General features: G+C 74.3%; 20 protein-coding genes. 11 read left to right on the top strand and 9 right to left on the bottom strand.

Annotated elements, in window-relative coordinates; genetic code table 11:
- The first annotated feature begins 8 nt into the window (after nt 1–8).
- A complete protein-coding gene (locus ACPC54_RS28170; protein ID WP_498968736.1) occupies nt 9–887 on the top strand; it encodes a LysR family transcriptional regulator in 879 nt (292 codons plus the stop codon).
- A 67-nt stretch (nt 888–954) separates the two neighbouring features.
- Here the strand turns inward: ACPC54_RS28170 and ACPC54_RS28165 are convergent, their stop codons facing one another.
- From ACPC54_RS28165 to ACPC54_RS28155, 3 genes are all read right to left on the bottom strand, one after another.
- Entirely contained in the window at nt 955–2,148 is a 1,194-nt protein-coding gene (locus ACPC54_RS28165; RefSeq protein WP_498968735.1) for an MFS transporter, read from the bottom strand.
- Nucleotides 2,149–2,282: 134 nt separating this feature from the next.
- Nucleotides 2,283–2,594: a ferredoxin gene (locus ACPC54_RS28160; RefSeq protein WP_498968734.1), complete on the bottom strand. Its 312-nt coding sequence runs from the start codon at nt 2,592–2,594 to the stop codon at nt 2,283–2,285.
- Complete coding sequence (locus tag ACPC54_RS28155) at nt 2,591–3,811, bottom strand: cytochrome P450 (protein WP_498968732.1); 1,221 nt, start codon at nt 3,809–3,811, stop codon at nt 2,591–2,593. Before ACPC54_RS28155 ends, ACPC54_RS28160 begins: the two co-directional genes overlap by 4 nt.
- Before the next feature lie 702 nt (nt 3,812–4,513).
- On the opposite strand from ACPC54_RS28155, the gene ACPC54_RS28150 reads away from it, so the two are divergent.
- The 6 genes from ACPC54_RS28150 to ACPC54_RS28125 all read left to right on the top strand — a co-directional run bounded on the left by ACPC54_RS28150 (nt 4,514) and on the right by ACPC54_RS28125 (nt 10,631).
- The gene (locus ACPC54_RS28150; RefSeq protein WP_498968730.1) at nt 4,514–5,599 is read left to right on the top strand and encodes an S-(hydroxymethyl)mycothiol dehydrogenase; all 1,086 of its coding nucleotides are present in this window, start codon (nt 4,514–4,516) and stop codon (nt 5,597–5,599) included.
- Nucleotides 5,599–6,228: an MBL fold metallo-hydrolase gene (locus tag ACPC54_RS28145; RefSeq protein ID WP_498968729.1), complete on the top strand. Its 630-nt coding sequence runs from the start codon at nt 5,599–5,601 to the stop codon at nt 6,226–6,228. The genes ACPC54_RS28150 and ACPC54_RS28145 overlap by 1 nt, the downstream gene beginning before the upstream one ends.
- A 67-nt stretch (nt 6,229–6,295) precedes the next feature.
- Nucleotides 6,296–6,697: a pyridoxamine 5'-phosphate oxidase family protein gene (locus ACPC54_RS28140; protein ID WP_498968727.1), complete on the top strand. Its 402-nt coding sequence runs from the start codon at nt 6,296–6,298 to the stop codon at nt 6,695–6,697.
- Between the two features lie 554 nt (nt 6,698–7,251).
- Entirely contained in the window at nt 7,252–9,102 is a 1,851-nt protein-coding gene (locus ACPC54_RS28135; protein WP_498968726.1) for a putative Ig domain-containing protein, read from the top strand.
- Nucleotides 9,103–9,255: 153 nt separating this feature from the next.
- The gene (locus ACPC54_RS28130; RefSeq protein ID WP_498968725.1) at nt 9,256–9,720 is read left to right on the top strand and encodes a hypothetical protein; all 465 of its coding nucleotides are present in this window, start codon (nt 9,256–9,258) and stop codon (nt 9,718–9,720) included.
- Nucleotides 9,721–9,764: 44 nt separating this feature from the next.
- Nucleotides 9,765–10,631, top strand: coding sequence for an NAD-dependent protein deacetylase (locus ACPC54_RS28125; protein WP_498968723.1), 867 nt, complete (start codon nt 9,765–9,767; stop codon nt 10,629–10,631).
- Here the strand turns inward: ACPC54_RS28125 and ACPC54_RS28120 are convergent.
- Nucleotides 10,618–11,448, bottom strand: a complete 831-nt coding sequence (locus tag ACPC54_RS28120) for an ATP-grasp domain-containing protein (protein WP_498968721.1) — start codon at nt 11,446–11,448, stop codon at nt 10,618–10,620. The genes ACPC54_RS28125 and ACPC54_RS28120 overlap by 14 nt on opposite strands.
- A gap of 206 nt (nt 11,449–11,654) precedes the next feature.
- Between ACPC54_RS28120 and ACPC54_RS28115 the strand changes: the two genes are divergently transcribed.
- The gene (locus ACPC54_RS28115; RefSeq protein ID WP_498968719.1) at nt 11,655–13,208 is read left to right on the top strand and encodes a sodium:solute symporter; all 1,554 of its coding nucleotides are present in this window, start codon (nt 11,655–11,657) and stop codon (nt 13,206–13,208) included.
- A gap of 33 nt (nt 13,209–13,241) precedes the next feature.
- Here ACPC54_RS28115 and ACPC54_RS28110 read toward each other — a convergent pair whose 3' ends face one another.
- The 4 genes from ACPC54_RS28110 to ACPC54_RS28095 all read right to left on the bottom strand — a co-directional run bounded on the left by ACPC54_RS28110 (nt 13,242) and on the right by ACPC54_RS28095 (nt 17,991).
- Entirely contained in the window at nt 13,242–14,270 is a 1,029-nt protein-coding gene (locus ACPC54_RS28110) for an ABC transporter permease (protein ID WP_498968718.1), read from the bottom strand.
- Nucleotides 14,267–15,901, bottom strand: a complete 1,635-nt coding sequence (locus ACPC54_RS28105) for a sugar ABC transporter ATP-binding protein (RefSeq protein WP_498968716.1) — start codon at nt 15,899–15,901, stop codon at nt 14,267–14,269. Before ACPC54_RS28105 ends, ACPC54_RS28110 begins: the two co-directional genes overlap by 4 nt.
- A gap of 36 nt (nt 15,902–15,937) precedes the next feature.
- Nucleotides 15,938–16,981: a substrate-binding domain-containing protein gene (locus tag ACPC54_RS28100; protein ID WP_498968714.1), complete on the bottom strand. Its 1,044-nt coding sequence runs from the start codon at nt 16,979–16,981 to the stop codon at nt 15,938–15,940.
- A gap of 371 nt (nt 16,982–17,352) precedes the next feature.
- A complete protein-coding gene (locus tag ACPC54_RS28095; protein ID WP_498968712.1) occupies nt 17,353–17,991 on the bottom strand; it encodes a TetR/AcrR family transcriptional regulator in 639 nt (212 codons plus the stop codon).
- A 278-nt stretch (nt 17,992–18,269) separates the two neighbouring features.
- Between ACPC54_RS28095 and ACPC54_RS28090 the strand changes: the two genes are divergently transcribed.
- The 3 genes from ACPC54_RS28090 (at nt 18,270) to ACPC54_RS28080 (ending at nt 23,789) form a co-directional block, all read left to right on the top strand.
- Nucleotides 18,270–21,458, top strand: a complete 3,189-nt coding sequence (locus ACPC54_RS28090; RefSeq protein WP_498968711.1) for an amino acid adenylation domain-containing protein — start codon at nt 18,270–18,272, stop codon at nt 21,456–21,458.
- A 66-nt stretch (nt 21,459–21,524) separates the two neighbouring features.
- Nucleotides 21,525–23,012, top strand: coding sequence for a carboxylesterase/lipase family protein (locus ACPC54_RS28085; RefSeq protein ID WP_498968709.1), 1,488 nt, complete (start codon nt 21,525–21,527; stop codon nt 23,010–23,012).
- A gap of 315 nt (nt 23,013–23,327) precedes the next feature.
- Nucleotides 23,328–23,789, top strand: coding sequence for a hypothetical protein (locus ACPC54_RS28080; RefSeq protein ID WP_498968708.1), 462 nt, complete (start codon nt 23,328–23,330; stop codon nt 23,787–23,789).
- Between the two features lie 61 nt (nt 23,790–23,850).
- On the opposite strand, the gene ACPC54_RS28075 is transcribed toward ACPC54_RS28080, so the two are convergent.
- Nucleotides 23,851–25,659: a DUF1003 domain-containing protein gene (locus ACPC54_RS28075; protein ID WP_498968706.1), complete on the bottom strand. Its 1,809-nt coding sequence runs from the start codon at nt 25,657–25,659 to the stop codon at nt 23,851–23,853.
- Nucleotides 25,660–25,962 lie beyond the last annotated feature (303 nt).

Genomic DNA, 25,962 nt, shown 5'->3' with positions numbered 1-25,962 from the left:
CTGCCGAGGTGGAACCGACGACGCCGAGCCCCCTGCTGCCGGAGCTGCCCCTGCAGGAGCTGGAGGCCTTCTCGGTGCTCGTCCACCAGCTGCACTTCGGGCGGACGGCCGAGCTGCTGGGCCTCTCCCAGGGCCGGGTCTCCCAGCTGATCAAGCGGCTGGAGCGGCGGATCGGCGCCCCGGTGTTCGAACGAACCAGCCGCCGGGTCGAGTTGACGGAGCTGGGGCGCGGGCTCGCCGAGCAGGTGGTGCCGGCCTTCGAGCGGCTGCGGGCGGGCTACGCCGCGACCCGGGCCCGGGTGGCGGCGGCGGAGAGCCCGCTGCGGATCGGGTTCCAGTGCGCCGTCTACGAGCCGGTGGCGCGGGCCATCGCCGCGCTGCCGGAGGGGGCGGTGCGGCTGGTCGAGCTGCCCTGGGCGGACCCGTTCTCGCACCTCGCCCGGGGTGAGCTGGACCTGGCGATCGTGCTGGGGCCGTGCCGGGAGCCGGGGTTCGAGGTGCTGCTGGAGTTCTCCCGGCAGCCGGTCTACCTGGCGGTCGCGGCGGGGCGCGGTGACGGCGACGTCGAGCCGGAGCTGATCGAGCCGCGCGGCCCGGCGCCCGCGTACTGGCGGCTGGCCAACGCCCCGAGGCGCACCGCGGCCGGCCGGGAGCTCAGCTACCCGGTGGGTGCGGCCACCGTGCAGGAGGGCCTGACGATGGTGGCCAGCACCCGCCGCGGGCTGCTGCTGTGCGAGGGGAGCACCCGGTACGTGCAGCGGCCGGACATCCGCTACCTGCCGGTGCCGGACCTGCCGCCCTCCTCGCTGCTGGTGGTGCAGCGGGAGGGCCGGCCGCACCGGCTGGCCGCCGGCTTCGTCGAGCAGCTGGTCCGGTACGCGGGCTGAGCGGACGGCCGGGCCGTCAGGAGGTGCGGGCCGTCAGGAGGTGCGCGCCGTCAGGAGGCGTGGGCCGTCAGGAGATGCGGGCCCGGGGCCGGGAGAGCGCGGCGAGCAGCAGCCCGCCGGCCGTGCAGAGCGCCGCGGTGAGCAGCACGGCCCGGTGGCCGGCCTGGTCGACGACCAGCCCGCCGGCCAGCGAGCCCAGCCCGATGCTGGCGTTGAACACGCCCGCCCACAGCGCCGCCGACGCCTCGATCCGGGCCGGGTCGGCCGTCCGGACCCAGGTCTGGGTGGAGACCGACACCCCGCCGTACGCGGCGCCCCAGACGACCAGGACCAGCATTACGGCGGCCGGGCTCCCGGTGGCGGAGGGCAGCAGCCCGGCGGCCAGGGTGACGCCGGCGAGCGCGGTGAGCACGGCGGTCTTCGGGCGGCGGCCGGCCAGCGGGCCGAGGGTGAAGTTCCCGGCGACGCCGGCGAGTCCGTACGCGAGCAGGCAGCTCGCGATGACGGTGCTGCCCAGGCCCGCGTCGTCCTCCAGCACCGGGCGGACGTAGGTGTAGCCGGTGAAGTGGCCGAGCACGACGAGGGCGGTGATCGCGAGCCCGGCGGCGACACCCCGGTGGGCGAGCACGCCCGTCATCCCGCCGGCCCGGGCGCGCTCGCCCACCGGCAGCGCGGGCAGGGTGGCGGCCAGGACGGCGGCGGAGACGGCCCCGAGCAGGGCGAGCGCCCAGAACGCGGCGCGCCAGCCGGCCAGGGCGGCCAGGTAGGTGCCGAGCGGGACGCCGACGACGGAGGCGATCGAGACGCCGGAGAAGATCAGCGTCATGGCGAGCGCGATCCGCGGGCCCCCGGCGAGGCGTGGGCCGAGCCCGGCGGCCAGGCCCCAGACGACGCCCATGGCCACGCCGAGCAGGACGCGGGCGGCCGCCAGGGCGGGGAAGCTCGGGGCGAGGGCGGTGAGCGCGTCGGCGAGGGCGAGGACGGCCATGAAGGCGACCAGGACGGTGCGGCGGTCGCGCAGCCCGATCAGGGCCGGGGTGAAGGGCGAGAGGACGGCGGCGATCAGGCCGGTGATGGTGAGGGAGAGTCCGGCGGTGCCGTCGCTGACGCCGAGGGTGTCGGACATCGGGGTGAGCAGGCCCACCGGCATCATCTCGGAGGAGACCACGGTGAAGGTGGCGAGGGCGACGGCGAGCACCGGGGCCCAGCGGTGGGTGGCGGGGGCGGGGGCCGGCGGCGCGAGGGTTTCCTGGTTCGGCATACGCCCAGCCCATCAGCCGGCCGGAGGGGCGAACAAGATCGATCCGCTCATGGACCGATTAGCCCGGCTCATGGATCCCGAGGGATGCGGGCGGGGGGCCGGGCGGTCCGCCCGGCCCCCCGCGTGACGCGGCGTCACTCCGCCGGGGCGATCCGGTGGCCGCCGCGCGCCGAGTGCAGGACCAGCGCCTCGACCGGGCAGAACTCCACCGCCTCGGCCAGCTCCGCCGTCAACTCGCCCCCGCCGGCCGCGTATCCGGCCAGCGGCCGGGCCAGCCCGTCCGGCCCGAGGGCCAGCGCGGCGGGCGCGCCGATCGCACACATCCCGGAGCCGATGCAGCGGTCCCGGTCGACCCGGACGACCACGGCCTCGCCGGGGTCCGTCCCGGGGTCCGTCGCCGTCCGCTCCTCCGCCCGGGCGCCGGCGCGGCGCGGCACGGCCGTCACCAGGCGACCCGGAGGGAGTTGGGGCTGCGCGTCACCAGGCCGCGCCGCCAGTCGATGCCCGCGACCGGTTCGTCCAGTCGCAGCGCGGGCAGCCGGCGGGCCAGCCGGTGCAGGGCGAGCTCCAGCTCCATCCGGGCCAGCCAGGCGCCCAGGCAGTGGTGCGGCCCGGCGCCGAAGGTCAGCAGCGGGGCGGTCGGCGGGGAGAACAGCTCGGTGACGAGGTCGCCGGTGAAGACCTCCGGGTCGTGGTTGGCGGCGTTGGTGACGGCGGCCACCACGCTGCCGGACGGGATCGCCACCCCGCCGATCTCCACGTCCTCGACGGCGCGGCGCAGCAGCCCGGGGTTGTGGTCCGCGGCGTCGCCGAGCGGGACGGCGCGCAGCAGCTGCTCGGTCGCGGCGGCCGCGCTGGCCTCGTCGGAGGCGAGCCGGCGCCAGGCGTCCCGGCCGTCCTCCAGCAGGTAGACCAGGGCGTTGCCGAGGCTGGTCATGGTGGTCTCGTGGCCGGCCACGACCAGGCCGATGACCAGCGCGACCAGCTGCGGCTCGGTGATCGTGCCGTCCTCGGCGGCGGCCGCGAGCAGGCTGCTGACCAGGTCCTCGCCGGGGGCGGCCCGGCGTTCGGCGATCACCTCGGTGCCGAACGCGGTGAAGTCCCGCAGCGCGGTGCGGATCTCCTCGGCGGTGAAGGCCGTGGTGGAGAACGCGTGGTCGCTCCAGTGCGCGAGCTTCTTGCCGTCCAGGTGGTCCAGGCCCATCAGCCGGCTGATCACGGCGACCGGCAGCGGGCGGGTGTAGCCGGCGACGATGTCGGCCGGGGAGCCGCGGTCGATCAGCTCGTCGATCAGGGACTCGACCACCGAGGCCACCCAGGGCCGCCAGCGGGCGATGGCCCGGGGGGTGAACGCCCGCTGCACGGTGCGGCGCAGCCGCTGGTGCTCGGCGCCGTCGATGTTCAGCAGGCTCTCCGGGTCGTCCAGGATGTTCGGGGTCAGCTTGAGCGGCGGCGCGCCCGGGGCGTGCAGCGCGGCGCGGTTGAGGCGGGGGTCGGTCAGCACCTGCCGGACGTCGGCGTGCCGGCTGACCAGCCAGACGGGGGTACCGGTCATCAGCGCGGCGAGCCGGGGCGGGCCGGGCTCCAGGCCGCGCAGGCAGTGCAGCGGGGTGAGCGGGGCGGTGCCGGGGCCGGCACCGGTCGCACTGTTCTCGGCGGACATCCGTACTCCAGACTCCAGGGCGGTGGGCCGCGGGGGCGGCCCTCGGGGGGAACCGGGATGGTGCGGGGGACGGGCGGCGCTGCGGGCCGGGGCGCGCGGTGCGTGGCGCGCGTCGGGGTGCGGGTGCGTCAGGGCGTCGGTGCGTGAGTGCCGGGGCAGGGGTGGTTCGTCGGGGTGGTGGCGCGAAACGTGCGGGCGGGTACGGTCGGTACGTGCCCGGAGCGTCCCCGGTGGTCCCCCGACGCGGGTGGCGCGCGATGGCGCGCCGTCAGGTGGGGCGGGTGCGCTGAGCGTGGTCGGGTGAACCGCTTCCGCTACGACGACCGTACGTGGGCGGCGGGCCGCCCGTCTGCGGCAGTTCCAGCCAACGGCGGTGGTTTACGCGGCGGTTCCGGCTAGGGCGGCGGGTGGTCCGGGGTGGTCCGGGAGCGGTGACGGGCGCTCGGCTCCGCCCGTGCGCCGCCGTCGCCGGGGTGCGCCGGCGGGCGGCCGGTCGGGCGTGGACCGGACGCCCCGTGACCGGCGGCGCATGCCACTGGCATGTGCGGTGGGCCGGATCACCGCCGTCGCCCCGGCGGCGTGCGCGGAGCCGGGCGCTACGCTTCGTGGTCGGTGGTTCCGCGGCACGCGCCGCGGCGCCGCCCCCGAACGCGGCAGGACGGGCCGGTGCGGAGCCGCACCGGCGGACGGAGGTGGGATCGGATGCCCCAGCAGGTCAAGGCAGTCATCGCGCGTGCCAAGGGCGCGCCCGTGGAGGTGACCACGATCGTCGTGCCGGACCCCGGCCCGGGGGAGGCGGTGGTCCGGATTCAGGCTTGCGGCGTCTGCCACACCGACCTCCACTACCGCGAGGGCGGCATCAACGACGAGTTCCCCTTCCTGCTCGGCCACGAGGCCGCGGGCATCGTGGAGGCGGTCGGCGAGGGCGTGACCGAGGTCGAGCCCGGCGACTTCGTGATCCTCAACTGGCGCGCGGTGTGCGGCCAGTGCCGCGCCTGCAAGCGCGGTCGCCCGCAGTACTGCTTCGCCACCCACAACGCCGAGCAGAAGATGACGCTGCTGGACGGCACCGAGCTGTCCCCGGCGCTGGGCATCGGCGCGTTCGCCGAGAAGACCCTGGTCGCGGCCGGGCAGTGCACCAAGGTCGACGGGGCCGCCGAGCCGGCCGTGGCCGGCCTGCTGGGCTGCGGCGTGATGGCGGGCCTCGGCGCCGCGATCAACACCGGCAACGTCGGCCGCGGCGACACCGTCGCCGTGATCGGCTGCGGCGGCGTCGGCGGCGCGGCCGTGATGGGCTCCCGGCTGGCCGGCGCGTCGAAGATCATCGCGGTGGACATCGACGACCGCAAGCTGGAGACGGCGGTCCGGCTCGGCGCCACCCACACCGTCAACTCCCGTACCACCGACCCGGTCGAGGCGATCCGCGCGCTGACCGACGGCAACGGCGCGGACGTGGTGGTCGAGGCGGTCGGCCGGCCCGAGACCTACCAGCAGGCCTTCTACGCCCGCGACCTGGCCGGCACCGTCGTCCTGGTCGGCGTGCCGACCCCGGAGATGACCCTGGAGCTCCCGCTGCTCGACGTGTTCGGCCGCGGCGGCGCGCTCAAGTCCTCCTGGTACGGCGACTGCCTGCCCTCGCGGGACTTCCCGATGCTCATCGACCTCCACCTCCAGGGCCGCCTGGACCTCGCCGCGTTCGTCACCGAGACCATCGAACTCGACGGCGTGGAGCAGGCGTTCGAGCGCATGCACCACGGCGACGTGCTCCGCTCGGTGGTGGTCCTCTGATGGCCGCGCGGATCGACCGGCTGGTGACCGCCGGGACCTTCGAACTCGACGGCGGCAGCTGGGAGGTGGAGAACAACGTCTGGATCGTCGGCGACGACACCGAGGCGGTGGTGATCGACGCCGCGCACGACGCCGACGCCATCGAGGCCGCGCTCGGCGGCCGCCGGCTGCTCGCGATCGTCTCCACCCACGCCCACAACGACCACATCGACGCCGCCCCGGCCCTCGCCGCCCGCACCGGCGCGCCGATCCTGCTGCACCCGGACGACCTGCCGCTGTGGAAGCTCACCCACCCCGAGCGGCTCCCGGACGGCGAACTCGCGGACGGGCAGCGGATCGAGGTCGCCGGCACGGAGCTGACCGTGCTGCACACCCCGGGCCACGCCCCCGGCGCGGTCTGCCTCCACGCGCCCGACCTGGGCACCGTCTTCACCGGCGACACCCTGTTCCACGGCGGGCCCGGCGCGACCGGCCGCTCCTTCTCGCACTTCCCGACCATCATCGAGTCGATCCGCGAGCGGCTGCTGTCGCTCCCGGCCGACACGGTGGTGCGCACCGGCCACGGCGACCCGACCACCATCGGCGCCGAGGCCCCGGCCCTGCCGGAGTGGATCGCCCGCGGGCACTGACGCCGCATCGGCGCGACCACGGCCCCCGGGAGTCCGGTGACCTCCCGGGGGCCGTAGCATCCCGATCATGGCCCATGACCCGCACGACCTCGACGACGCCATGCTCGCCTTCTGGCGCGAGCGGCACATCTCCACCCTGACCACCACCCGCCCGGACGGCTCGCCGCACGTGGTGCCGGTCGGTGTCACCTTCGACCCGGAGACCGCCACGGCCCGGGTCATCACCAGCCGCACCAGCCGCAAGGCGCGCAACGTGGCCCTGGCCGGGGCGCAGGGCCTGCGGGTGGCGGTCTGCCAGGTGGACCGGGCGCGCTGGGCCACCCTGGAGGGCGTCGCGGTGGTCCGCGCCGAGCCCGAGCAGGTCGCCGACGCCGAGCGCCGCTACGAGCAGCGCTACCGCACGCCCCGGGAGAACCCGGACCGGGTGGTCATCGAGATCAGCGTCGACCGCGTCCTCGGCCGCGGCTGATCGGGACCCCGACTCCGTCGTCGCCCCGCGGAGAGCTTCACGGCCACCGTGAGGTTCCCGGTGCCGGCGAGCAACTGCCCGACGAACTCGGTGAGATAGCCCATCACGGTCCGACGCGGACGGCTGCGGTTCGTTGTCAGGTGTTTCATCGGGCGTTTGCGGAAACGCCGGCCGGAGGAATGCGAAGACAATCATCCATTGGCATTCAGTGAATGGTTACGCGCGTCAACTTGGACGTCCAAGGCGAACTTCACGGTGCCTCACCTGCCCGGATGCCGTTCTTAATGAGTCCTTACCCTTTTCCGTTGACCGGTGTTCATCAGCTCTGCTTTCCTTCATGCCCAGCAGGCGGCCCCCACCGACGGGTGGTCAATTCCGGGTGTGCGGGCTCGACGACCGGATTGACGGCCCGGCGGAATTCGCCGCCTGCCCTTCCCCACAAAGGGATCGTCCGCCGGCCCCCAGCCGCCCGGGCGATCGGATACGAGAGAGGCACCCTCACCATGGGTCACTCCCGCAGACTGCGGCGTGCGAAGTACGCGACGCTCACCGGAATGGCGTCCCTGGCGCTCGCCGCCGCCGGCCTCGCCGGCGCGGCCGGGCCTGCCGCCGCGCAGGACATCCCCGGCACCCCGAGTGCCAGCACGGCCAACGAGTTCAACCCCTGGAACCCGCAGGCCGGGCACCCGTACCGCCACGGCGCGGTGCCGGGCAAGCAGCAGCACGAGAACTACAAGCAGTGGCTCGCCGCCCACAACCAGGCGGCGGCCACCGGCCAGCAGACGCTGTCCTACGGCGGCGGCGTCGACGGCATCGGCGTGCAGAGCGGCCACTCCAAGGTCTACCTGGTCTTCTACGGCACCCAGTGGGGTACCCAGACCACCGACGCCAACGGCAACGCCAAGTTCTCCGGCGACTCGGCCGGCGCCGCCGGTGCCACCCAGCAGATGTTCAAGGGCATCGGCACCAACGGCGAGACCTGGTCGGCCGACCTGACCCAGTGGTGCGACGGCCCGAACGTCGCCTCCGGCGCCGTCAGCTGCCCGTCCAACGCCAACTTCATCCCGTACCAGAGCGGCGGCGTGCTGTCCGGCGTCTGGTACGACAACGCGGCCGCCTCGCCCTCCCAGGCCTCCGGCAACCAGCTGGCGCAGGAGGCCGTCAAGGCCGCCGGCCACTTCGGCAACACCACGGCCGCCGCCAACCGCGACGCGTACTACATCATCCTGTCGCCGCACGGCACCAACCCGGACGACTACCAGAACCCCACCACCGGGTACTGCGCCTGGCACGACTGGAACGGCGACACCACCCTCACCGGTGGCGCGGCCAGCTCGCCGTACGGCGACATCGCGTTCTCGAACCAGCCGTACAACATCGACCAGGGCTCCAACTGCGGCGTCGGCTTCGTCAACTCGCCCGGCACCCTGGACGGTTGGACGATGACCCTCGGCCACGAGTGGCACGAGATGATGTCCGACCAGAACCCGGCCGGCGGCTGGACCAACCACGTCACCGGCAGCTCGTACAACGGCCAGGAGAACTCCGACGAGTGCGCCTGGATCAAGCCCGGCAGCACCGGCGGCGCCGCGAACATCTCGTTCGGCTCCTTCGGCTCCTACGCCGAGCAGGCCAGCTGGTCGAACGACACCAACTCCTGCGCGATCTCGCACACCATCCTGACCCACGGCAACACCGTGACCGTCACCAACCCGGGCAACCAGACCGGCACGGTCGGCACCGCGGCGAGCCTGCAGATCAGCGCCAGCGACTCGGCCTCCGGCCAGACCCTGACCTACTCGGCCACCGGCCTGCCCGCCGGCCTGTCGATCAACTCCTCGACCGGCCTGATCTCCGGCACGCCGACCGCCGCCGCCACCTCCAGCGTGACGGTCACCGCGACCGACACCACCGGCGCCGCCGGCAGCACCAGCTTCACCTGGACCGAGTCCTCCACCTCGGGCGGCGGCAACGCCGTCACCAACGGCGGCTTCGAGAACGGCAACACCACCGGCTGGACGGCCGCGGGCTCCACCTCCGCCACCTCCGCCGCCGCGCACAGCGGCAGCTACGGCGCCATGGTCGGTTCCACCAACCCGACCGGTGACTCCTCGCTCGCCCAGACCTTCACCGCGCCGGCCGGCTCCAGCAAGGTGTCCTTCTGGTACAGCAACACCTGCCCGGACACCGTCACCTACGACTGGGCCACCGCCACGCTGAAGGACAACACCACCGGCACGACCACCACGGTCCTCGCCAAGACCTGCGCCGCCAGCGCGACCTGGACCAACCAGAGCGCGACCGTCACCCCGGGCCACTCGTACACGCTCACCCTGAGCAACCACGACGACAACTACCCGGGTGACCCGACCTACACCTACTACGACGACGTGACCGTCTCCTGACGACCGTCATCGCCTGAGTCACCGGGGTGGGCCTCGTGCCCGCCCCGGTGCACCTTTTTCTCATCCGGTTTTCTCATCCGGGGGGGGGGGATCCGAACCGGACTCCGGTGCGTCGAATCGACACCGCTCACACCTCGGCACTAGGGAACCACTGTGAACCTGAGAAGACCCGTCGCCCCCGCCCTGACCTGCGCCTCCGTCCTGCTGGGCCTGGCGCTGGCCCTGACCGGCTGCGGCTCGACCGGTACGTCGACGGCCGCCCCCGGCTCCGCGCCGGCCCCCGCGACCACGCCGGCCGCCGTCACCGCCGACGAGCACGCCGACCGCACCACCCTGAAGGTCGCCGCGGGCGCGACGGTCACCGTCGAGCTGCACAGCACCTACTGGTCCGGCGCCACCAGCTCCGCCACCGACGTCCTCGCCCCGGCCGCCGGCCCGGCCACCTCGCCGTCCCCCTCCTGCCGCCCCGGCGGCGGCTGCGGCACCGTCGCCACCACCTTCACCGCCCGCACGCCCGGCACCGCCCACCTCACCGCCACCCGCACCACCTGCGGCGAGGCCCTGGCCTGCGGGCCGGAGCAGCGGACCTACGACGTGACGGTCGAGGTCACGGGCTGACGAGCGCTCGCGCTCACCCCACGCCGCGTCCTAGGCTGAACGGCATGGGCGTGCCCGCGACGAACCCCCGCGCTTCGGCGGACGACGCGGCCGGCCTGGAGGCGCTGGTGCGGCTGCTGGCCGGGCGGGGCGTCGTGGTGCTCAGCGGCGCGGGGCTGTCGACCGAGTCGGGCATCCCCGACTACCGGGGCGAGACCGGCAGCCGCCGGCGCGGCACGCCGATGACCTACCAGGAGTTCACCGGCAGCGAGGCGGCCCGCCGCCGGTACTGGGCGCGCAGCCACGCCGGCTGGCGCACCATCGCGCGGGCCGAGCCGAACGCCGGGCACCACGCCGTGGAGCAGCTGCGCCGCTCGGGCCACGTGGCGGCGGTGATCACCCAGAACGTGGACGGCCTGCACCGCGCGGCCGGCACCCGTACGGCCGTCGAGCTGCACGGCGCGCTGCGCCGGGTGGTGTGCCTGGCCTGCCGGCGCACCACCTCGCGCGCCGAGCTGGACGGCCGGCTGGACGCGCTGAACGCCGGGTTCCGGGCGGGGTCGGCCCGGCTCAACCCGGACGGCGACGCCGAGCTGCCGCCGGAGCTGGTGGACGGCTTCCGGGTCGCGGCCTGTGCGGCCTGCGGGGGCGTCCTGAAGCCGGACGTGGTCTTCTTCGGCGAGAGCGTGCCCCGGCCCAGGGTCCAGCGCTGCTTCGAACTCGTCGACGCCGCCCAGGCGTTGGTGGTCCTCGGCTCCTCGCTCACGGTCATGTCGGGCCTGCGCTTCGTGCGCCGCGCCGCCCGCGCGGGCACGCCCGTGGTGATCGTCAACCAGGGCGCGACCCGCGCGGACGAGCTGGCCGAGGCCCGGGTCGGCCTGCCGCTGGGCGCGGTGCTGACCGAGGCCGCCCGGGGGGTCAGGAGCCGGTAGCGAGGGCGTGCAGGGAGGCCTTGAGGGCGGCGAGGAACCGTTCCTGCGTGGCCTCGTCGACGAGGTCGAGGGAGAGGTACGGGTTGAGGTCCTCCAGCTCGACGAGGAGGAGTTCGCCCTCGGGGGTGCGGCAGGCGTCGACGCGCTGGATGCCGTGCTCGACGGTGTTCCACGCGATGAAGCGCCGGGCGAAGTCGAGGTCGGCGGCGGTCGGTTCGTACGGTTCGAGGCGCCAGCGCTGCTCGGGGTCGGGGGCGTACAGGGCGTACTGGAAGGCGTCGTCGACGAAGTAGAACGAGACCTCGTAAGCGAAGGGGATCAGCGGCTGGACCAGCACGCCGTCGTGGGCCACGGCGCCGAGCTCGTCGCGCGGGACGATCCGCAGGCCGATCGAGTCGGCGCCGAGCTTCGGCTTGACGACGTACGCGGGGACGACGGGCAGGCGCGCGAGGTCCTCGGCCCGGTCGACGGTCGGGATGACGGGGTACCCGGCGGCGCTCAGGTCCAGCAGGTACTGCTTGCCGGCCATGTCGGCGCGCCCGGTCAGCTGGGTGTACACCCGGGTGCCGCGTTCGAGCGCGCGGCGGCGGAAGTCCTCGTACCCGGCGCGGTAGTCGAGCACCGGGCCGCTGTTGCGGACCAGGACCACGTCGAAGCCGTCCATCAGCGCGGCGGCGTCGAGCGGGTGGCACAGGGCGACGTCGAAGTCCTCGCGCAGCCGGGCGGAGAGCCGGATGTCCTCGTCGCAGTAGCGGCGGCCTCGGGCCTGGTAGGCGAGGTCGGTGACGAGCAGGACGCGGGGCCGGGCGGCGGGCATGGGCTCTCCTGAAGATCATTTGACCTGGTCAGCCTACTCCGCAGGGATCCTACGGGCGCCAGGGGAGCCGGCCGCGCCCTCGCTCCGGGGGCTCGGGGGTACGTCCGACGCGGGGCGGGCAGGAGTCCGAGCGGCGCCCCGCGGTTCGGCCCGGCCGCGCCCGTCCCGCGGTGCCGCCCACCGGCGGCCCAGGAAGGAGTGAGCCCGTGCGTCATCTGGACCTCGCGGTGATCATCGGCTATCTGGTCGCGATCGCCTGGCTCGGACTGCGCCTGTCCGGACGGCAGCGGACGGCCGAGGAGTACTTCGTCGGCGAGGGACGGCTGCCCTGGTGGACCGTCTGCTTCTCCGTCGTGGCGACCGAGACCAGCGTGCTGACGGTGATCAGCGTCCCCGGTGGCGCCTACGCCGGAGCCGGTTTCGGCAACGTCGAGCTGGCGCTCGGCTACATCGTCGGCCGCGTCGCCGTCGCGACCGTCCTCATCCCGCTCTACAAGCGCGGCGGCTTCGTCAGCGCCTACCAGTACCTCGGCGACCGCTTCGGCCCCAAGCTGCAGGGCCTCGCCTCGGCGGCCTTCGTCCTCACCCGGCTGCTCGCGGAGGGCGTGCGCCTCTTCGCCTCCGCGATCCCGATCAAGCTGCTGCTGGACGAGCTCGGCGTGCACACCGACTTCAAGGTCGTCATCGTCGTGCTGACCGTGGCCACCGTGGCCTACACCTACGTGGGCGGCATCAAGGCGGTCATCTGGACGGACGCCGTCCAGATGCTCCTGTACCTCGGCGGTGCGCTGCTCGCCATCGCGGTGCTCTCCGGCCACGTCGGCGGCCACGGCTTCGGCGAGGCCCTCGACGGCGGCCGCTTCACGCTGTTCGACACCGACTTCGGCCCCGCCCACATCCTCACCAGCCCGTTCGCCCTGCCGACCGCGATCATCGGCGGTGCGATCTTCGCGATGGCCAGCCACGGCTCCGACCAGCTGATCGTCCAGCGCATCCTGGCCACCAGGACGCTGAGCGACAGCCGCCGGGCCATGATCGGCTCCGGCGTCTTCGTCGCCGTCCAGTTCGCCGCCTTCTCCCTGGTCGGCGCGCTGCTGTGGGTCCGCAACGGCCACCGGAGCTTCACCGACCTGGGCCTGAAGAGCTCGGACAACCTGTACCCGCAGTTCATCCTGCACGGCCTGCCGGTCGGCGTCTCCGGCCTGCTGGTGGCCGGCATTCTGGGCGCGGCCATGGGCTCGCTGTCCTCGGCGCTGAACTCGATGTCCAACTCCACCGTCGCCGACGTCCTCACCGGCTGCCTCCGCCGCAAGCCCTCCGACGCGGCGCAGCTCGAACTGGCCCGGGTGATGACGCTGGTGTGGGCCGTGCTGATGGCGGTCTTCGCCTGCGCCTTCAGCAGCAGCACCGGCAACGTCTACCTCACCGGCCTCACCATCGCCGGCTACACCTACGGCGCGCTGCTCGGCGCCTTCCTCCTCGGCCGCCTGGTCGGGCGGGCCAACGAGGCCGACTCGATCGTGGCCTTCGTGGTGACGATCGCGGTGATGACCTACCTCGTCCGCGGCGTGAAGATCGACGCCGTGGTGGCCGGCCACACCGTGCCGTCCGCGATCGCGGCCCAGTGGCTGGTGCCGATCGGCGTGGTCCTCACCCTCGTGGTGGGCGGCGCGATGAGCCTGTTCCACCGCGCCCCGGTGCCGAGGACCGCCGTCGAACCCGCCGGGGCGCAGCGCGCGGACGGCACCCCGGCGGCGTGACCGGCCGACCCGCGGGGCTCCTGCCCGCCGGCCTCAGGCGGGCAGGCCGACGGCGCGGTCGCGGTTGCGGCGCTGCTGGGCGACGACCGCGGCGACCAGCAGCGAGCCCTGGGCGACGTTCTGCCAGAAGGAGTTGATGCCCTCGACGGTGAGCCCGTTCTGCAGCGCGCCGAGCAGCGCCACGGCCAGCAGGGTGCCGCCGACCCCGCCCTTGCCGCCCTTGAGGGCGCAGCCGCCGAGCGCGGCGGCGGTGATCGACTGCAGCTCCAGGCCCTCGCTGCCGGAGACCGGCTGGCCGGACCCGGTGCGGGCGGTGAGCAGGACGCCGGCGAGGGCGGCGACGGTACCGGTCAGCACGTAGGCCGAGACGAGGTACTTGTTGAGGTCGATGCCGGCCAGCCGGGCGGCGGTCGGATTGCCGCCGATCGCGTAGACGTTCCGGCCGATGTCGGTGTAGGTGAGCAGGACGTGGACGGCCGCGGCGACCAGGATCAGCAGCCACACCATGGTGGGCAGCCCGGCGACCTTCCCGCGGCTGAGGAAGACGAACACGGGGTCGCCGAGGACGTAGCCCTGCGCGCGGCCGCCCGAGACGAGCTGGGCCACGCCCTTGTACGCGGCGAGCCCGGCCAGCGTGGCGATCGTCGGGTTGACCCGGCCGTGGACGATGACGACCCCGTTGAGCAGGCCGACGCCCGCGCCGAGGAGCAGGGCCGCGCCGATGGCGAGCGGGGCGCTCGATCCGGCGGAGGTGAAGACCATCGCGCTGACCACGGAGGCGAGGCCGGCCTGGGAGCCGACCGAGATGTCCAGGCCGCCGCAGACGATGACCACGGTCTGGACGACGGCGAGCAGCCCGGCGATGGTGACGGCCTCGGCGATGACCTGGACGTTGCCCCAGCTCAGGAAGTTGTCGTTGAGCCAGCCGAAGAGGACGAGGACGGCGGTCAGCGCGCCCAGCAGGCTGAGGTTCTGCCCGCCGAAGGAGGCGAGCAGGGTGAGGGCGCGGCGCGTCGGCCGGGCTCGCCCGGGCCGGGTGTCAGGGGTGGCGCTGGTGGTCATCGGGCGGCTCCGGTGGGGGAGTTGGGGTCCGAGCCGGGGGCGGCGGCGAGGTCGTCGGCCATCGCGAGGGCGAGGATGGCCTCCTCGGAGGCCTCGGCGCGGTCGAGTTCGCCGGTGATCCGGCCGTCCTGCATGACGACGATCCGGTCGGCGAGACCGAGCACCTCGGGCAGTTCGGAGGAGATCACCAGGACGGCGACGCCCTCGCGGGCCAGGTCGGCGATGATCCGGTAGATCTCGGCCTTGGCGCCGATGTCGACGCCGCGGGTGGGCTCGTCGAGGATGAGCAGCCGCGGGCGGCGGGCCAGCCAGCGGGCGAGCACCACCTTCTGCTGGTTGCCGCCGGACAGGGTGCGGACCTCGGCCTCGACGGAGGGCGCCCGGACCCGCAGACGCTCGGCGTAGTCCTCGGCGAGCCGGCGCTCCTGCGTCCGCCGGACGAAGCGCCGCCGGCGCAGCGACGGGTAGCTGACCAGGGCGATGTTGTCGCGGACGGTCCGGTGCAGGAGCAGGGCCTGCGCCTTGCGCTCCTCGGGGGCGAGACCGATGCCGGCGTCGATCGCGTCGCGCGGGCCGCGCAGGCGCAGCGGTTCGCCGTTCAGGGTGACCGTGCCGGAGCGGACGGGCGCGTCGCCGGCCAGGGCGAGGGCGAGCTCGGAGCGTCCGGCGCCGATCAGCCCGGCGAGGGCGACCACCTCGCCGGCGTGGACGCGCAGGCTGACGCCGTGGACGGCGTCGGTGGTGAGGTCCCGTACGTCGAGGACCGGGCGGTCGGTGGCGACCCGCTCCCGGGTGAACAGGGCGGACAGGTCGCGGCCGACCATCAGCCGGACGATCCCGGCCTCGTCGGCCTCGGCCGCCTCGACGACGCCCGCCACCGCGCCGTCGCGCAGGACGGCGATCCGGTCGGCGAGCCGGAAGACCTCCCTCATCCGGTGCGAGACGTAGACGACGGCGACGCCCTCCGCCCGCAGCCGGCCGATCAGTGCGAACAGCGCCTCCGCTTCGTGGTCGGACAGGGAGGAGGTGGGCTCGTCGAAGGCGATCGCGCGCGGCGGCACCCGGCCGGTGAGCGCGCGCAGGATTTCCACCAACTGGCGCTGCGCGGCGGTGAGTTCCGAGCCGAGCCGGTCGGGGTCGAGGACGTCGGCGAAGCCGGTGCGGGCCAGGTCGGCGGCCGTGCGGCGCCGCAGTTCGGCGCGGTCGAGGCGCCGGCCGGCCCGGCGCGGCAGCGAGCCGGCGTACACGTTCTCGGCGACGGAGACGTGCGGGATGATCTCCGGTTCCTGCGGGATGATCCGGATGCCGGCCCGGCGGGCGTCGATCGGGGAGGATAGCGCGAGCGGGGCGCCGTCGAGCGTGACGACACCGGCGGTCGGGGTGTGATCGCCCGTCAGGATCCGCAGCAGGGTGGACTTTCCGGCGCCGTTCTCGCCCATCAGCGCGGTGACCTGCCCGGGCGGGAAGTGCAGGGTTACGTCGTCCAGCGCCCGGACACCGCCGAAGCGTTTGCTGACTCCCTCGGCGGCCAGGCCGGCCGGCGGGGTGGGGGCGAGGGCGAGAGTGAGGTCGGGGTCGGGGTCGCGGCTGGGGTCGCGGCTGGGGTCGGGGGAGCGGTCGGGGGCGGTCATCGCGGTGGCCTCACTGACGGAACGGGGGACGGTCGGTCAGCTGCAGGCCCCGCCGGCGGACTGCCAGCTCGCGGCGTCCACCATCCTGGTGGGGGCGAACGCCTCGGCGGGCATCTCCTTGCCGTTCTTCAGGCGGTCGTAGACGGTCTGGACGGCGAGCGCGCCCACGTCCTTGCCGTTGATGAAGAGCGCGGCCCTCATACCGGAGGGCTTGCCGCTGCCCCAGTCCTTGCAGGCCAGGTAGGCGCCGAGGCCGACGCCGTCGATGTCGGCGGGCGCGACCCCGGCGTTCTGCAGTGCGGTGACGCCGCCCTGGACGTTCTCGTCGTTGCAGCCCCACACCACCCAGTGCTTGACGCCCGGGTTGGCGGTGACGGTCGCCGCGACCTTGTCCTGCGCACCGGTCGGGGTGTTGTCGGTGGCCACGTCGATGTTCTGCACGCCGCTCACCGCCGCGCCGAACGCCTCCTTGGCGGCCTTGACCCGGTCCCCGCAGACGGTGACGTCCTGCTTCCAGGCCGAGACGGTCCGGGTGTCGGCCGGGCTCCAGCCGGCCTTCGTGAACTCCTCGGCGGCGCGTTTGCCGACCTCGCCGCCCATCTGGGTGCCGGAGAAGCCGACGCGCGGCACCAGGTCGGACGCGGCGCACTTCGCCGGGTCGGGCCCGGTGGCACAGACCTGGTCGTCCGAGGTGAGCAGGGCGGTTTTGGCGTCCCTGGCCATCCGGACGACCTGCGGGCCGACGGCGGGATCCGGGACGACGACGATCAGGCCGTTGCTCTTCTGGGCGATGGCGGACTGGACCTCGCTCACCGTCCGGTTGGCGTCGTTGCCGAGGTTCACCACCCTGAGGTCGACGCCGAGTTCGGCGGCCCTGGCCCTGGCGCCGGCCGCCTCGCCGACGAAGTACTCCTGGTCGCCCTGCTTCTGCAGGTAGGTGATCGAGATCTTCCCGCTCACCGGGGCGACCGGGGCGGCCCCGGAGGTGGACTCCTGGCCGGTGGAACAGGCGGTCAGGGCGAGCGCGGTGGCGAGGCCGAGGGCGGCGGCGGACAGCGGGCGGGCGGGGGAGAGGCGCACGGGGAGCTCCGGTTGAGAGGGGGGCCGGCCTCCGAGGGGCCGAGGGCGGGGAACGAGCCTGTGCGTGAACATGGCCAATATGGGGGTGAGTTGAGCGTGAGTCAACAATTCTGAACAGAATCGCACGCATCCTTCGGAGTGTCCGTCAGGGTACTTGACGTGGATTCGGGAGAATCTCCGACACTCTGGGGCTGTTCGATTCTGTCTGGTTGTGGCGGATCCTGTGCGGTCGCGCTCAGCAGCGTCCCGAGCCACGGCGCCCGTGATGCTCAAGGCCCCGCGGCCCCCGGCGCCCTGACGCCGCCGCCGGCCGGGCGGCAGCGCCCGACCGGGGGCGGGTCCGGGTGTTCAGCGGGCCGGCGGGGGCGTGGTCACCCGCGGTCCATGGGGGCGAGGAGCTTCTCCAGGCCGTCGAGGATCAGCTCCAGGCCGAACTCGAAGCTGACGTCCCGGTACTCGTCCGCGACGATCCGCTCGGTGATGGCGTGGACGTGCGGGTACCGGTCGGCGGGGATCTGCGGCAGGTTGTGCTGCGCCCACTCGGCCAGCTTGTCCGGGTCGAACGCCAGGTCCCTTCTGCGGATGGTGAATCCGAAGATGTGGCTGTCGATCACGGAGCAGGCGTGGCCGGCCAGCGGGTAGGGGAATCCGGCGGCGTGCAGGCAGCCGATGGTGGCGTCGTAGTGCGCCAGGTGCGCCGGGCCCGGGGTCTGCCGGGAGGCGATCAGGCCGACCGCCCACCGGTGGCGCCGCAGCACGTCGTGCACGGAGGCGGCCCGGCGGTGCATCTCGGCGCGCCACTCGCCCCCGGCGGCGGGCGCGACCATCTCGGCCATCACCAGATCGGCGACGCCGTCGAACAGGTCCTCCTTGTTCCTGACGTGGTGGTAGAGCGACATCGCCTCCACGTCGAGCTCGGCGGCGAGCTTGCGCATCGTCAGCGCGTCGAGGCCCGACCGGTCGGCAAGCCCGATCGCGGCCGTCAGCACCCGGTCGCGGGTCAACCGCATGCGTGTCACGGGACGAGATTCCTTCGCGTTGACGACACTTACACCGTAAGGGTAGCGTCCAGCCGTGGGGGGCATGCGCCGGAAGGCCGGGGCCGTCGTCGTGGGGAGATGACGACCGGTTCGCGCATGACGGCGGGTCAGGAGGGCTGTGGGGGGAGCCCTCCTGACCGCTCGGGCACGGCGGAGCCGGGACGGCCGCGCGGTGATCTCCGCACGGAAAACACGCGGAAAAACAGCAGACCGACATTCCACAATCACGGGGGGACATCGTGGTTCCGATGGAACATGGCAGTCGCACGGGGAAGACCACCGGGGAGCGGCACGGCATCGAGACCGTGCACGGGCTGGTCCGGTGGTGCGCGGAGGAATGGCCCTCCGCCGTGGCGATCGTGTCCGGCGAGCGGCGGGTGACGTACCGCGAACTGCAGGCGCTCGCCGACGACTACGCCGCCGAGCTCGCCGGGCACGGCATCGGGCGGGGCGATCTGGTGCCGGTGCTCGTGGACCGCGGTCCGGAGCTCGTCGCCGCGCTGCTGGCGGTGCTCGAACGCGGCGCCGCCTACTCCGCCCTCGACGCCCGGTGGCCGCGCGAGCGGCTCGCCACGCTGATCGCGACCCTGGACGCGAAGCTGCTGGTGACCGCCGAGGCGGGCGAGTGGCCCGTCCCGGTCGTGGCGCCGCCCGGCCTCCGGGACGCGCAGGACGCCAGGGACACCCACGGCGCCGCCACCGCGGGCCGCGCGCCGCAGCGGACCGAGGTGCGCGGCGACGAGCCGTTCGCCGTGTTCTTCACCTCGGGATCGAGCGGCACGCCCAAGGCCACCGTCGTTCCCCACCGCGGCATGGTCGGCCTCTTCGCGGACTGCGAGTTCGCCGACTACGGCCCCGGCAGCGTCGTCCCGCAGCTCGCGCCGGCGACCTGGGACGGGTTCTGCCTCGACGGCTGGGGCGTCCTGATGAACGGCGGCACCTCGGTGTTCGTCGACGACGCGGTGCTGGTGCCGGCCACGCTCCGCCGGCTGGTGGCCGAACACGGGGTCGACGGCGCGTCCCTGACGGCCACGCTGTTCAACATGATCGTCGACGAGGACCTCGACGCGTTCGAGGGCCTGCGCTGGCTGATCACCGGCGGGGAGCGCGCGTCCGCCGCCCACATGGGGCGCTTCGTCGCGCGCTTCCCGGACGTCGTCCTGAACAACATGTACGGCCCCGTCGAGACCACCGCGGTGGTGACCGCACGCCGGGTCACGGCCGAGGACTGCGCCGATCCCGGCGGCGTCCCGCTGGGCCGGGTGCTCGACGGGACGCGGATCCTCGTGCTGGACGGCGACCGGCCCTGCGGCCCGGGCGAGACCGGTGAACTGTGCATCGCCGGGGCCGGGCTCGCGGCGGGCTACCTCGGCGACCCGGAGCTGACGGCGACGAAGTTCCCCGAGGTCACCGTCGACGGGCGGTGCCGGCGGGTGTACCGCACCGGCGACCTCGGGCACTACTCGGCCGAGCACGTGCTGTACTTCGACGGCCGCCTCGACCGGCAGGTCAAGATCCGCGGACACCGGATCGAGCCGGCCGAGATCGAGCGGGCCGCCGCACGCCTCCCCGGGGTCACGGCGGCCGCGGTGGCGGTGGTCGAGGGCCCGGAGGGACGCGGCCGGAGCCTGTGCCTGTGCTACGCCGGCCGCGGTGCGGACGTGCCCGACGAGTCGGCCGTGCGCGCCGAACTGGCCGCCCGGCTGCCCGGCTACCTCGTGCCCGACCGGATCCGCCGGCTGGCGGCGATGCCGCTGCTGGCCAGCGGCAAGGTCGACCAGCAGGCGGTCCGGCGGATCGCCGCCGAGGACGACCGGCCGGACGACGCCGCGCCGGAGCCGCAGCACGCGCTGGACGCCGTCGAGACACGGCTGGCGGCCGTGTTCGGCCGGATCCTCGACCGCGGCGCCGTCCCGCCGGACCGCTCGATCTTCGAGCTGGGCGCCAACTCGCTCGACGCGGCCCGGCTCTGCGCCAAGGTGGCCGCGGAGTTCGGGGTGGCGATCCCGGCCTCGCAGGTGTTCGTGACCCCGACCGTGCGCGACCTCGCGGTCGCGCTGAAGCCGCTGCTGGACGCCGAGCGCGCCGAGCCCGGAGCGTCGACCGCGGCGCCCGGCACCGCGACCGGGACCGGGACCGGGACCGGGACCGGCACCGGGACCGAGGAGGCCGCCGGTCCGGTCGCGCTGCCCGTGCACTACGCGCTGGCCCTGTGGGAGGGCCGCTCGGAGGCCTCGGACCTCGCCTACCTGTGCTCGATGGCGTGGTGGCTCGACGGCACCCCGGACCTCGGGGCGCTGTCCCGGGCGATCCTCGACGTCCACGGCCGGCACCAGGCGCTGCACTCGCGGTACCTGATGGACCCCGGCCCCACCGCCGTGCCGTCCGCCGACCTGCCCGGACCGGAGCTCCGGCAGCTGCCGGACGAGCGGACCGAGCAGGACGCGGTGGCCGCGCTGCACGCCGCGCTCTACCGGCCGCTGTCGCTCGCCGAGGGGCGGATCTGGCGCTGCGCGACGGTCCGGAGCACCGACAGCGGACGGCTGCTGTTCGGCCTCATCGTCCACCACGTGGCCTTCGACGGCGCGTCCCAGGAGCCGATGGCCGCCGACCTGGCCACCGCCTACCGGGCCCGACTGCTCGGCCGCGCACCGGAGTTCGCCCAGCCGGCCCACACGCTGGCCGAGATCGCCGACATCTACCGGCGGCGGCGCGCGGCCGCCGACCTGGACGGCCAGATCGGCTACTGGACGCAGGAGCTCGACGGCCTCCCGCAGCTCGCCCTGCCGGGGCGGCGGCCCTCGACGGCCACCGACGGCCCCCGGGTGTCGGTGTCCCGGCAGGTCTCCGCCCGGGAGATGGAGCCCTGGGACGCCGCCGTCCGCCGGCTCGGGTCGACCAGGCTCGCGGCGCTGGCCGTCGCGTACGCCTCGATCCTGCGCCGGCTCTCCGGTCAGGACGAACTCGGCCTGCTGGTGCCGTTCTCCAGCTGGGCCGGCGACCCCGGCCGGTCGATGTCCACCCGGATGGACATGTTCTGCCTGCGGCTGCGCCCCGCGTCCGCCGGGAGCGACGTGTGGGAGGGCGCCGGCCGGGCGGTCGGCGCCGCGCTCGCCGCCCAGGACGTCTCCTTCGCGGAGGCGGCCATGCCGGTGCTCGCCGGGATGGGCCAGGAGGCCCTGGGCCGGCTGCCGGTGCTCCTGGTGGAGAACCTGAGTGATCCGGAGCTGCCGCTGCCGCACTGCCGCTCCGAGTTCGTCCGCCTGGACGCCCCGACCACGATGAGCGAGCTGGAGACCGAGGTCTGGTACGCCGCCGACGGCGGCGTGCGGCTCAAGGTGTGGGTGTGGACGGACCGGTACCCCGTGGAGTTCGCGGAGGAGATCGCCGACGCGCTCCAGCGCGTCCTGCGCGCCGGGCCGGCCGAACTGGCCTGATCCGACGACGCGTTGCCGTCGAGCGCGGGGCCCTCGGTAGGATCCCCGGAGGAAGAGAGAGGCACGATGTTCACGACTGACGTGGAGACCGCGGACGGCGTCGTCCGCGGCCGACGGGCCCCGCGCGCGCTGCAGTGGCGATCGATCCCCTACGCGGCCGCACCGGTCGGGGAGTTGAGGTTCCGGGCACCCCAGCCGGTGCGGCCGTGGACGGGCGTGCGCGACGCCACCCGGTTCGGGAACGCGGCCGTCCAGCGCCGCAATCCGATGGTGGGCCTGCGCCCGACCGGCGAGGACTGCCTGACCCTGAACGTGACCGCGCCGCTGGAGGACTCGACGCGGCCACGGCCCGTCATGGTCTTCCTCCACGGCGGCAGTTACGTCTTCGACACCGCGAACCGCTACCCCGGCGACTCGCTGGCGGCCCGCGGCGATGTGGTGGTCGTCGCGCTCAACTATCGTCTGGGTGGCCTCGGTTACGTCGACTTCAGTGAATTCTCCACCGATGAACGGCCGTTGGAGTCGAACCTCGGACTGCGTGACCAGCTGGCGGCGCTGCGCTGGGTGCGCCGCAACATCGCCGCGTTCGGCGGCGACCCGGACAACGTCACCCTCTTCGGCGAGTCCTCCGGCGCGGACGCGGCACTGACCCTGCTGTCCACCCCGGCCGCGGCCGGGCTGTTCCACCGCGCGATCGCGCAGAGCCCGGCCGCGGACTGGGCGGCGGTGACGGCCGAGGAGGCCCGGCGCTTCGCCCGCCGGCTCCTCGGCCACCTCGGCGCCGCCCCGGACGCCGCGGCGCAGGCCCTGACCGCGGCGGCCGCCAAGGACCTCTGCCAGGCCACCGAGCGGGCCGTGCGGGACACCGTGCGGGCCAATCCCGGCGGCTACCCGATCGGACCGGTGATCGACGGAGACCTGCTGCCGCGGGCCCCGCTGGACGCCCTCACCGACGGCAGCGCGCAGCCGCTGCCGCTGATCGTCGGCACCAACCGCGACGAGAACACCCTCGGCCAGTTCGACCCGACCGTGCCGACCACCGAGCCCGTCCTGCGCGCCGCGCTGGAACGCTGCGGCGCCGACCCGGACCGGATCGCCGCCGTCTACCCCGGCTACCCGAAGCGGTCGGCCGCGCTCCGGCTCAGCACCGACTTCGTCCTCTGGCGGCCGATGCAGGCCGTACTCGAAGGCCACAGCGGCCGGGCCGCCACCTACTGCTACCGCTTCGACTTCGCACCGCGCGCACTGCACCTGGCCGGGCTGGGGGCCATCCACGGGATCGAACTGCTGCCGGTGTTCGGCGGCGTCGACAGCGCGCCGGTGCGGCTGCTGACGCTGGCCGGGGGGCGGCAGGGCTTCCGGGCCGTGCAGGACGAGGTCCAGGAGCACTGGCTGGCCTTCGCCCGCACCGGCCGGCCGCTGGACTCCTGGCCGGCGTACACGGTGGAGCAGCGGAACACCCGGATCATCGACCACCCCGCGCGGACCGAGGTGGACCCGCAGCGGGAACGCCGGCTGGTCTGGGAGGGCGTCCGGGTCCCCGCCGCGGAGTGAGCGGCGCGGTACGCGGGCGGGGAGGAGGGCTGCACCGACTACCCGGCGCTGGCCGCGGCCACCCCCGACATACGGTGAGTAGTCGTGAGCTGAGCGTTGGCGACGGATCGTGCGGGGTCACACCGGGTCGCTCCGCACCCCCACGGGCCGGCCGGGCCTCGGCCTCGGCCGTGCGCCCGGCCCGAAGCGCTCCTGGACCGCGGTCCGCGCGCCGGCCTCCCGCCAGGTGGGTTGAGCGATCCGTCGCCGCCGTCCGTAACGGTGACTGAGGGCCCCGCCGCGCGGGCGGGGCACCACCCCCCACCGGAGCCGACCATGGCCCTCGACCTCCTCCACCGCGGCACGGCCTTCGGCCCGAGGCTGCTCACCCGCTGGCTCCTGCGGACGGTGACCGCCGCCGCGCTCGCCATCGACGCCGCCGTCCATGCGGACCTCGCGCCCGACTACGACTTCGGCCCGGGCCTCACCCAGGGCACCCTGTTCCGGGTCGAGGCCGCCGCGGCCTGCCTGGCGGCACTCCTGGTCCTGCTCGCCGGCCGCCGGTTCGCGGTGTGGGCGTTCGCCTTCCTGGTGTCGGCCTCCGCCCTCGGCGCCGTACTCCTCTACAGCCACGTTGACGTCGGCACGCTCGGCCCGCTGCCGAACATGTACGACCCGGTCTGGTACCCGAAGAAGACCGCCAGCGCCGTCGCCGAAGCGGTCGGTGCCGCCGCGGCCCTCGCCGGGCTCCTGCTCACCCGCCCACCGCGCCTGGGCGGACGGTGGCGCCGGCGCTGAACGCCCGGCCCAACCGCCCGTACGGTCAGGCCGTCCGTCGCGGCGCCCACGGCTCGGCGGGCTAGGCAGGCTTGTCCGGTTTGGCGGACTTGCCGCTCCTGCCCGGCTTGGGCGGCTTGGGCGGCTCGGGAGCGTCGAGGCCGATCGCGACGCGGACGGCCGCGATCGCCGCGAGTTCGTTGGGCACCCGGGCCCGGGCGCCCAGGCCGAGGAAGCCGCCCTCCTCGTTGGCGTCGGCGACGACCGTGGCGATCTCCGCCAGGAAGGCGCGGAATTCGGCGAGTTCGTCGGGTGCGTGCTCGGCGAGGATCGCGCCCGCCGCGCGGATCGTGTCCAGCGCGGGCCCCCGGTAGTCGGCGTAGCGGGTGTGCGCGTGCAGCCCGGTGTCGAAGGTCGAGGCCGCCGCGAGCTCCCGGATGAACCGCCGGGGGTGGTTGATGCTCGCCTCGCGCAGCAGCTTGACCATCGCGATGATCTCCTCGGCGTCGGCGGTGCCCTCGGCGAGCGCGACCAGCACGCCCGAGGCCAGCAGCGCCCGGCCCAGGACCGCCCAGTCCTCGGGGGTGAAGTCCAACTCCCCGGCGCCGTCCGCGCCCTGCCCGATCCGCAGCACCTGGAAGCCGACGTCGGCCAGCACCACGGGGATCCGGCGCACCGACGCCACCGTCCGGGCCCGCACCGGAGCGGACAGCTCCTCCCAGGGGCGGTCGGTCTCGCGGCCGTCGCGCTGGACGGGCAGCAGCACCGAGGCGCCCGGCGCGCCCGGCCCGTAGGCCGTCAGGCGCTGCTCGTGCTGCCAGTGCTCGTGCTCCAGCCGGGCCAGCACCTCCGCCTCCTCCGCGCTGAACTCCTCGAAGCCGCTGTGCGCGGGGGTGGCGGTCCGCTCCGAGGTCGGCACCATCAGGCAGCCGACCGCGGCCAGCCGCTCGCCGAGCTGGCGGGCCTGGCGCCGGTTGGCCTCCCGCAGTTCCTCGGGCAGTTCCTCCCAGGGCAGCAGGCCCGGCCGGCTGCCCGGCCGCTCGCCGTCCTCGACCGCCGCCGCCAGCCAGCTCTGGTGGATGGCCCGCGCCAGGTGCTTGGTGACCTGTGCGCTGGTGTAGTCGGCCAGGCTCTCGATCACGATGCTCTGCGCCTCCAGCCGCGCCTTCATCCGGCCGCACTCGTGCAGCACGGCCTCGGCGTCGAGCAGCGTCTGCTCGGCCCGGCGGTCGCCGGCCCGGCCCAGCACGTCCTGGCCCACCATGATCACGATCATGAAGATCAGCTGGGCCAGCGTGGACAGGAAGCTCATGAAGGCGAACGGGTACGGGTCGAAGCTCTGCACACCGAGCTGGGCCGTGCCGATCCACACCACCTGCGTGCCCACCGCGACGTAGAACGCCCACATGCTGCCCAGCCGCCGGGTCAGCCAGGCGGCGATCCGGCCGTTCACCCCGGTGACCTGATCGACCGCCTGCGGCGGCGGCTGCACCCGGTGCTGCGCGATCCACGGATGCCGACTCGTCTCCAGCAGGCTCACCCCGCGGCCGAGCGCCCGGTCGTGCCGGTCCAGGTGCGCCTGCAGGTCCGCGACCCGGGCGAAGATCGCCTCGGCGTTCTCGTAGGTCTGCACCGCCCGGCGGTCCGCGGCCATGCCCAGCACCCGCTGCCCGACCAGGATCACCAGGCAGAGCGCCAGTTGGGCCACGTTGTCCAGGAACAGCAGGAACCCGAACGGGTACGGGTCCACCGACCGCAGCGGCCCCCAGGCCGCGAGCGCCATCCAGCCGCCGACCACCGCCAGCGTCACGTACAGGGCGGGCATCGAGCCCACCGCCCTGGTCAGCGCGGCGGCGAACGCGCCGTTCACGCCGACCTGTTCGTCCGCCATCGCCACCGGTTGCCGTTCCGGCTGAACAGTGCCCGTCCCGGCTGCGCCCACGCCCGCTCCTCGCGATCGATTCCGGCGCCGCCGCCGAATTCGTGTACCCGACCGCGTACATGATGGCAGCCGCCGCCCGTGTCAACGGGACACCGAACCTCGTTTCTGACGCAATGTCAACACCCTGTCACCGCCGGTCGGCGCGCTGTGCCGGAGGCCGGCCCCCGCCGCACGCGGGGGTCGGTCGTCGTTGCCGTCGTCGTGCTCAGCGCGGCGCGCGTACCGCCGAGACCAGTCCGCCGGGGCCCTCGT

Origin of the sequence: Kitasatospora sp. NPDC094028, assembly GCF_049543595.1 — a bacterium.
Lineage (GTDB): Bacteria > Actinomycetota > Actinomycetes > Streptomycetales > Streptomycetaceae > Kitasatospora.
This window is presented reverse-complemented; position numbering and strand designations above follow the sequence as displayed.

Coding starts and splice junctions, on each gene's coding strand:
- ACPC54_RS28165 (WP_498968735.1), bottom strand. CDS start 2,148: ATGCCGAACCAGGAAACCCTCGCGCCGCCGGCCCCCGCCCCCGCCACC.
- ACPC54_RS28155 (WP_498968732.1), bottom strand. CDS start 3,811: ATGTCCGCCGAGAACAGTGCGACCGGTGCCGGCCCCGGCACCGCCCCG.
- ACPC54_RS28150 (WP_498968730.1), top strand. CDS start 4,514: ATGCCCCAGCAGGTCAAGGCAGTCATCGCGCGTGCCAAGGGCGCGCCC.
- ACPC54_RS28145 (WP_498968729.1), top strand. CDS start 5,599: ATGGCCGCGCGGATCGACCGGCTGGTGACCGCCGGGACCTTCGAACTC.
- ACPC54_RS28140 (WP_498968727.1), top strand. CDS start 6,296: ATGGCCCATGACCCGCACGACCTCGACGACGCCATGCTCGCCTTCTGG.
- ACPC54_RS28135 (WP_498968726.1), top strand. CDS start 7,252: ATGGCGTCCCTGGCGCTCGCCGCCGCCGGCCTCGCCGGCGCGGCCGGG.
- ACPC54_RS28125 (WP_498968723.1), top strand. CDS start 9,765: ATGGGCGTGCCCGCGACGAACCCCCGCGCTTCGGCGGACGACGCGGCC.
- ACPC54_RS28120 (WP_498968721.1), bottom strand. CDS start 11,448: ATGCCCGCCGCCCGGCCCCGCGTCCTGCTCGTCACCGACCTCGCCTAC.
- ACPC54_RS28110 (WP_498968718.1), bottom strand. CDS start 14,270: ATGACCACCAGCGCCACCCCTGACACCCGGCCCGGGCGAGCCCGGCCG.
- ACPC54_RS28105 (WP_498968716.1), bottom strand. CDS start 15,901: ATGACCGCCCCCGACCGCTCCCCCGACCCCAGCCGCGACCCCAGCCGC.
- ACPC54_RS28095 (WP_498968712.1), bottom strand. CDS start 17,991: ATGCGGTTGACCCGCGACCGGGTGCTGACGGCCGCGATCGGGCTTGCC.
- ACPC54_RS28090 (WP_498968711.1), top strand. CDS start 18,270: ATGGAACATGGCAGTCGCACGGGGAAGACCACCGGGGAGCGGCACGGC.
- ACPC54_RS28085 (WP_498968709.1), top strand. CDS start 21,525: ATGTTCACGACTGACGTGGAGACCGCGGACGGCGTCGTCCGCGGCCGA.
- ACPC54_RS28080 (WP_498968708.1), top strand. CDS start 23,328: ATGGCCCTCGACCTCCTCCACCGCGGCACGGCCTTCGGCCCGAGGCTG.
- ACPC54_RS28075 (WP_498968706.1), bottom strand. CDS start 25,659: ATGGCGGACGAACAGGTCGGCGTGAACGGCGCGTTCGCCGCCGCGCTG.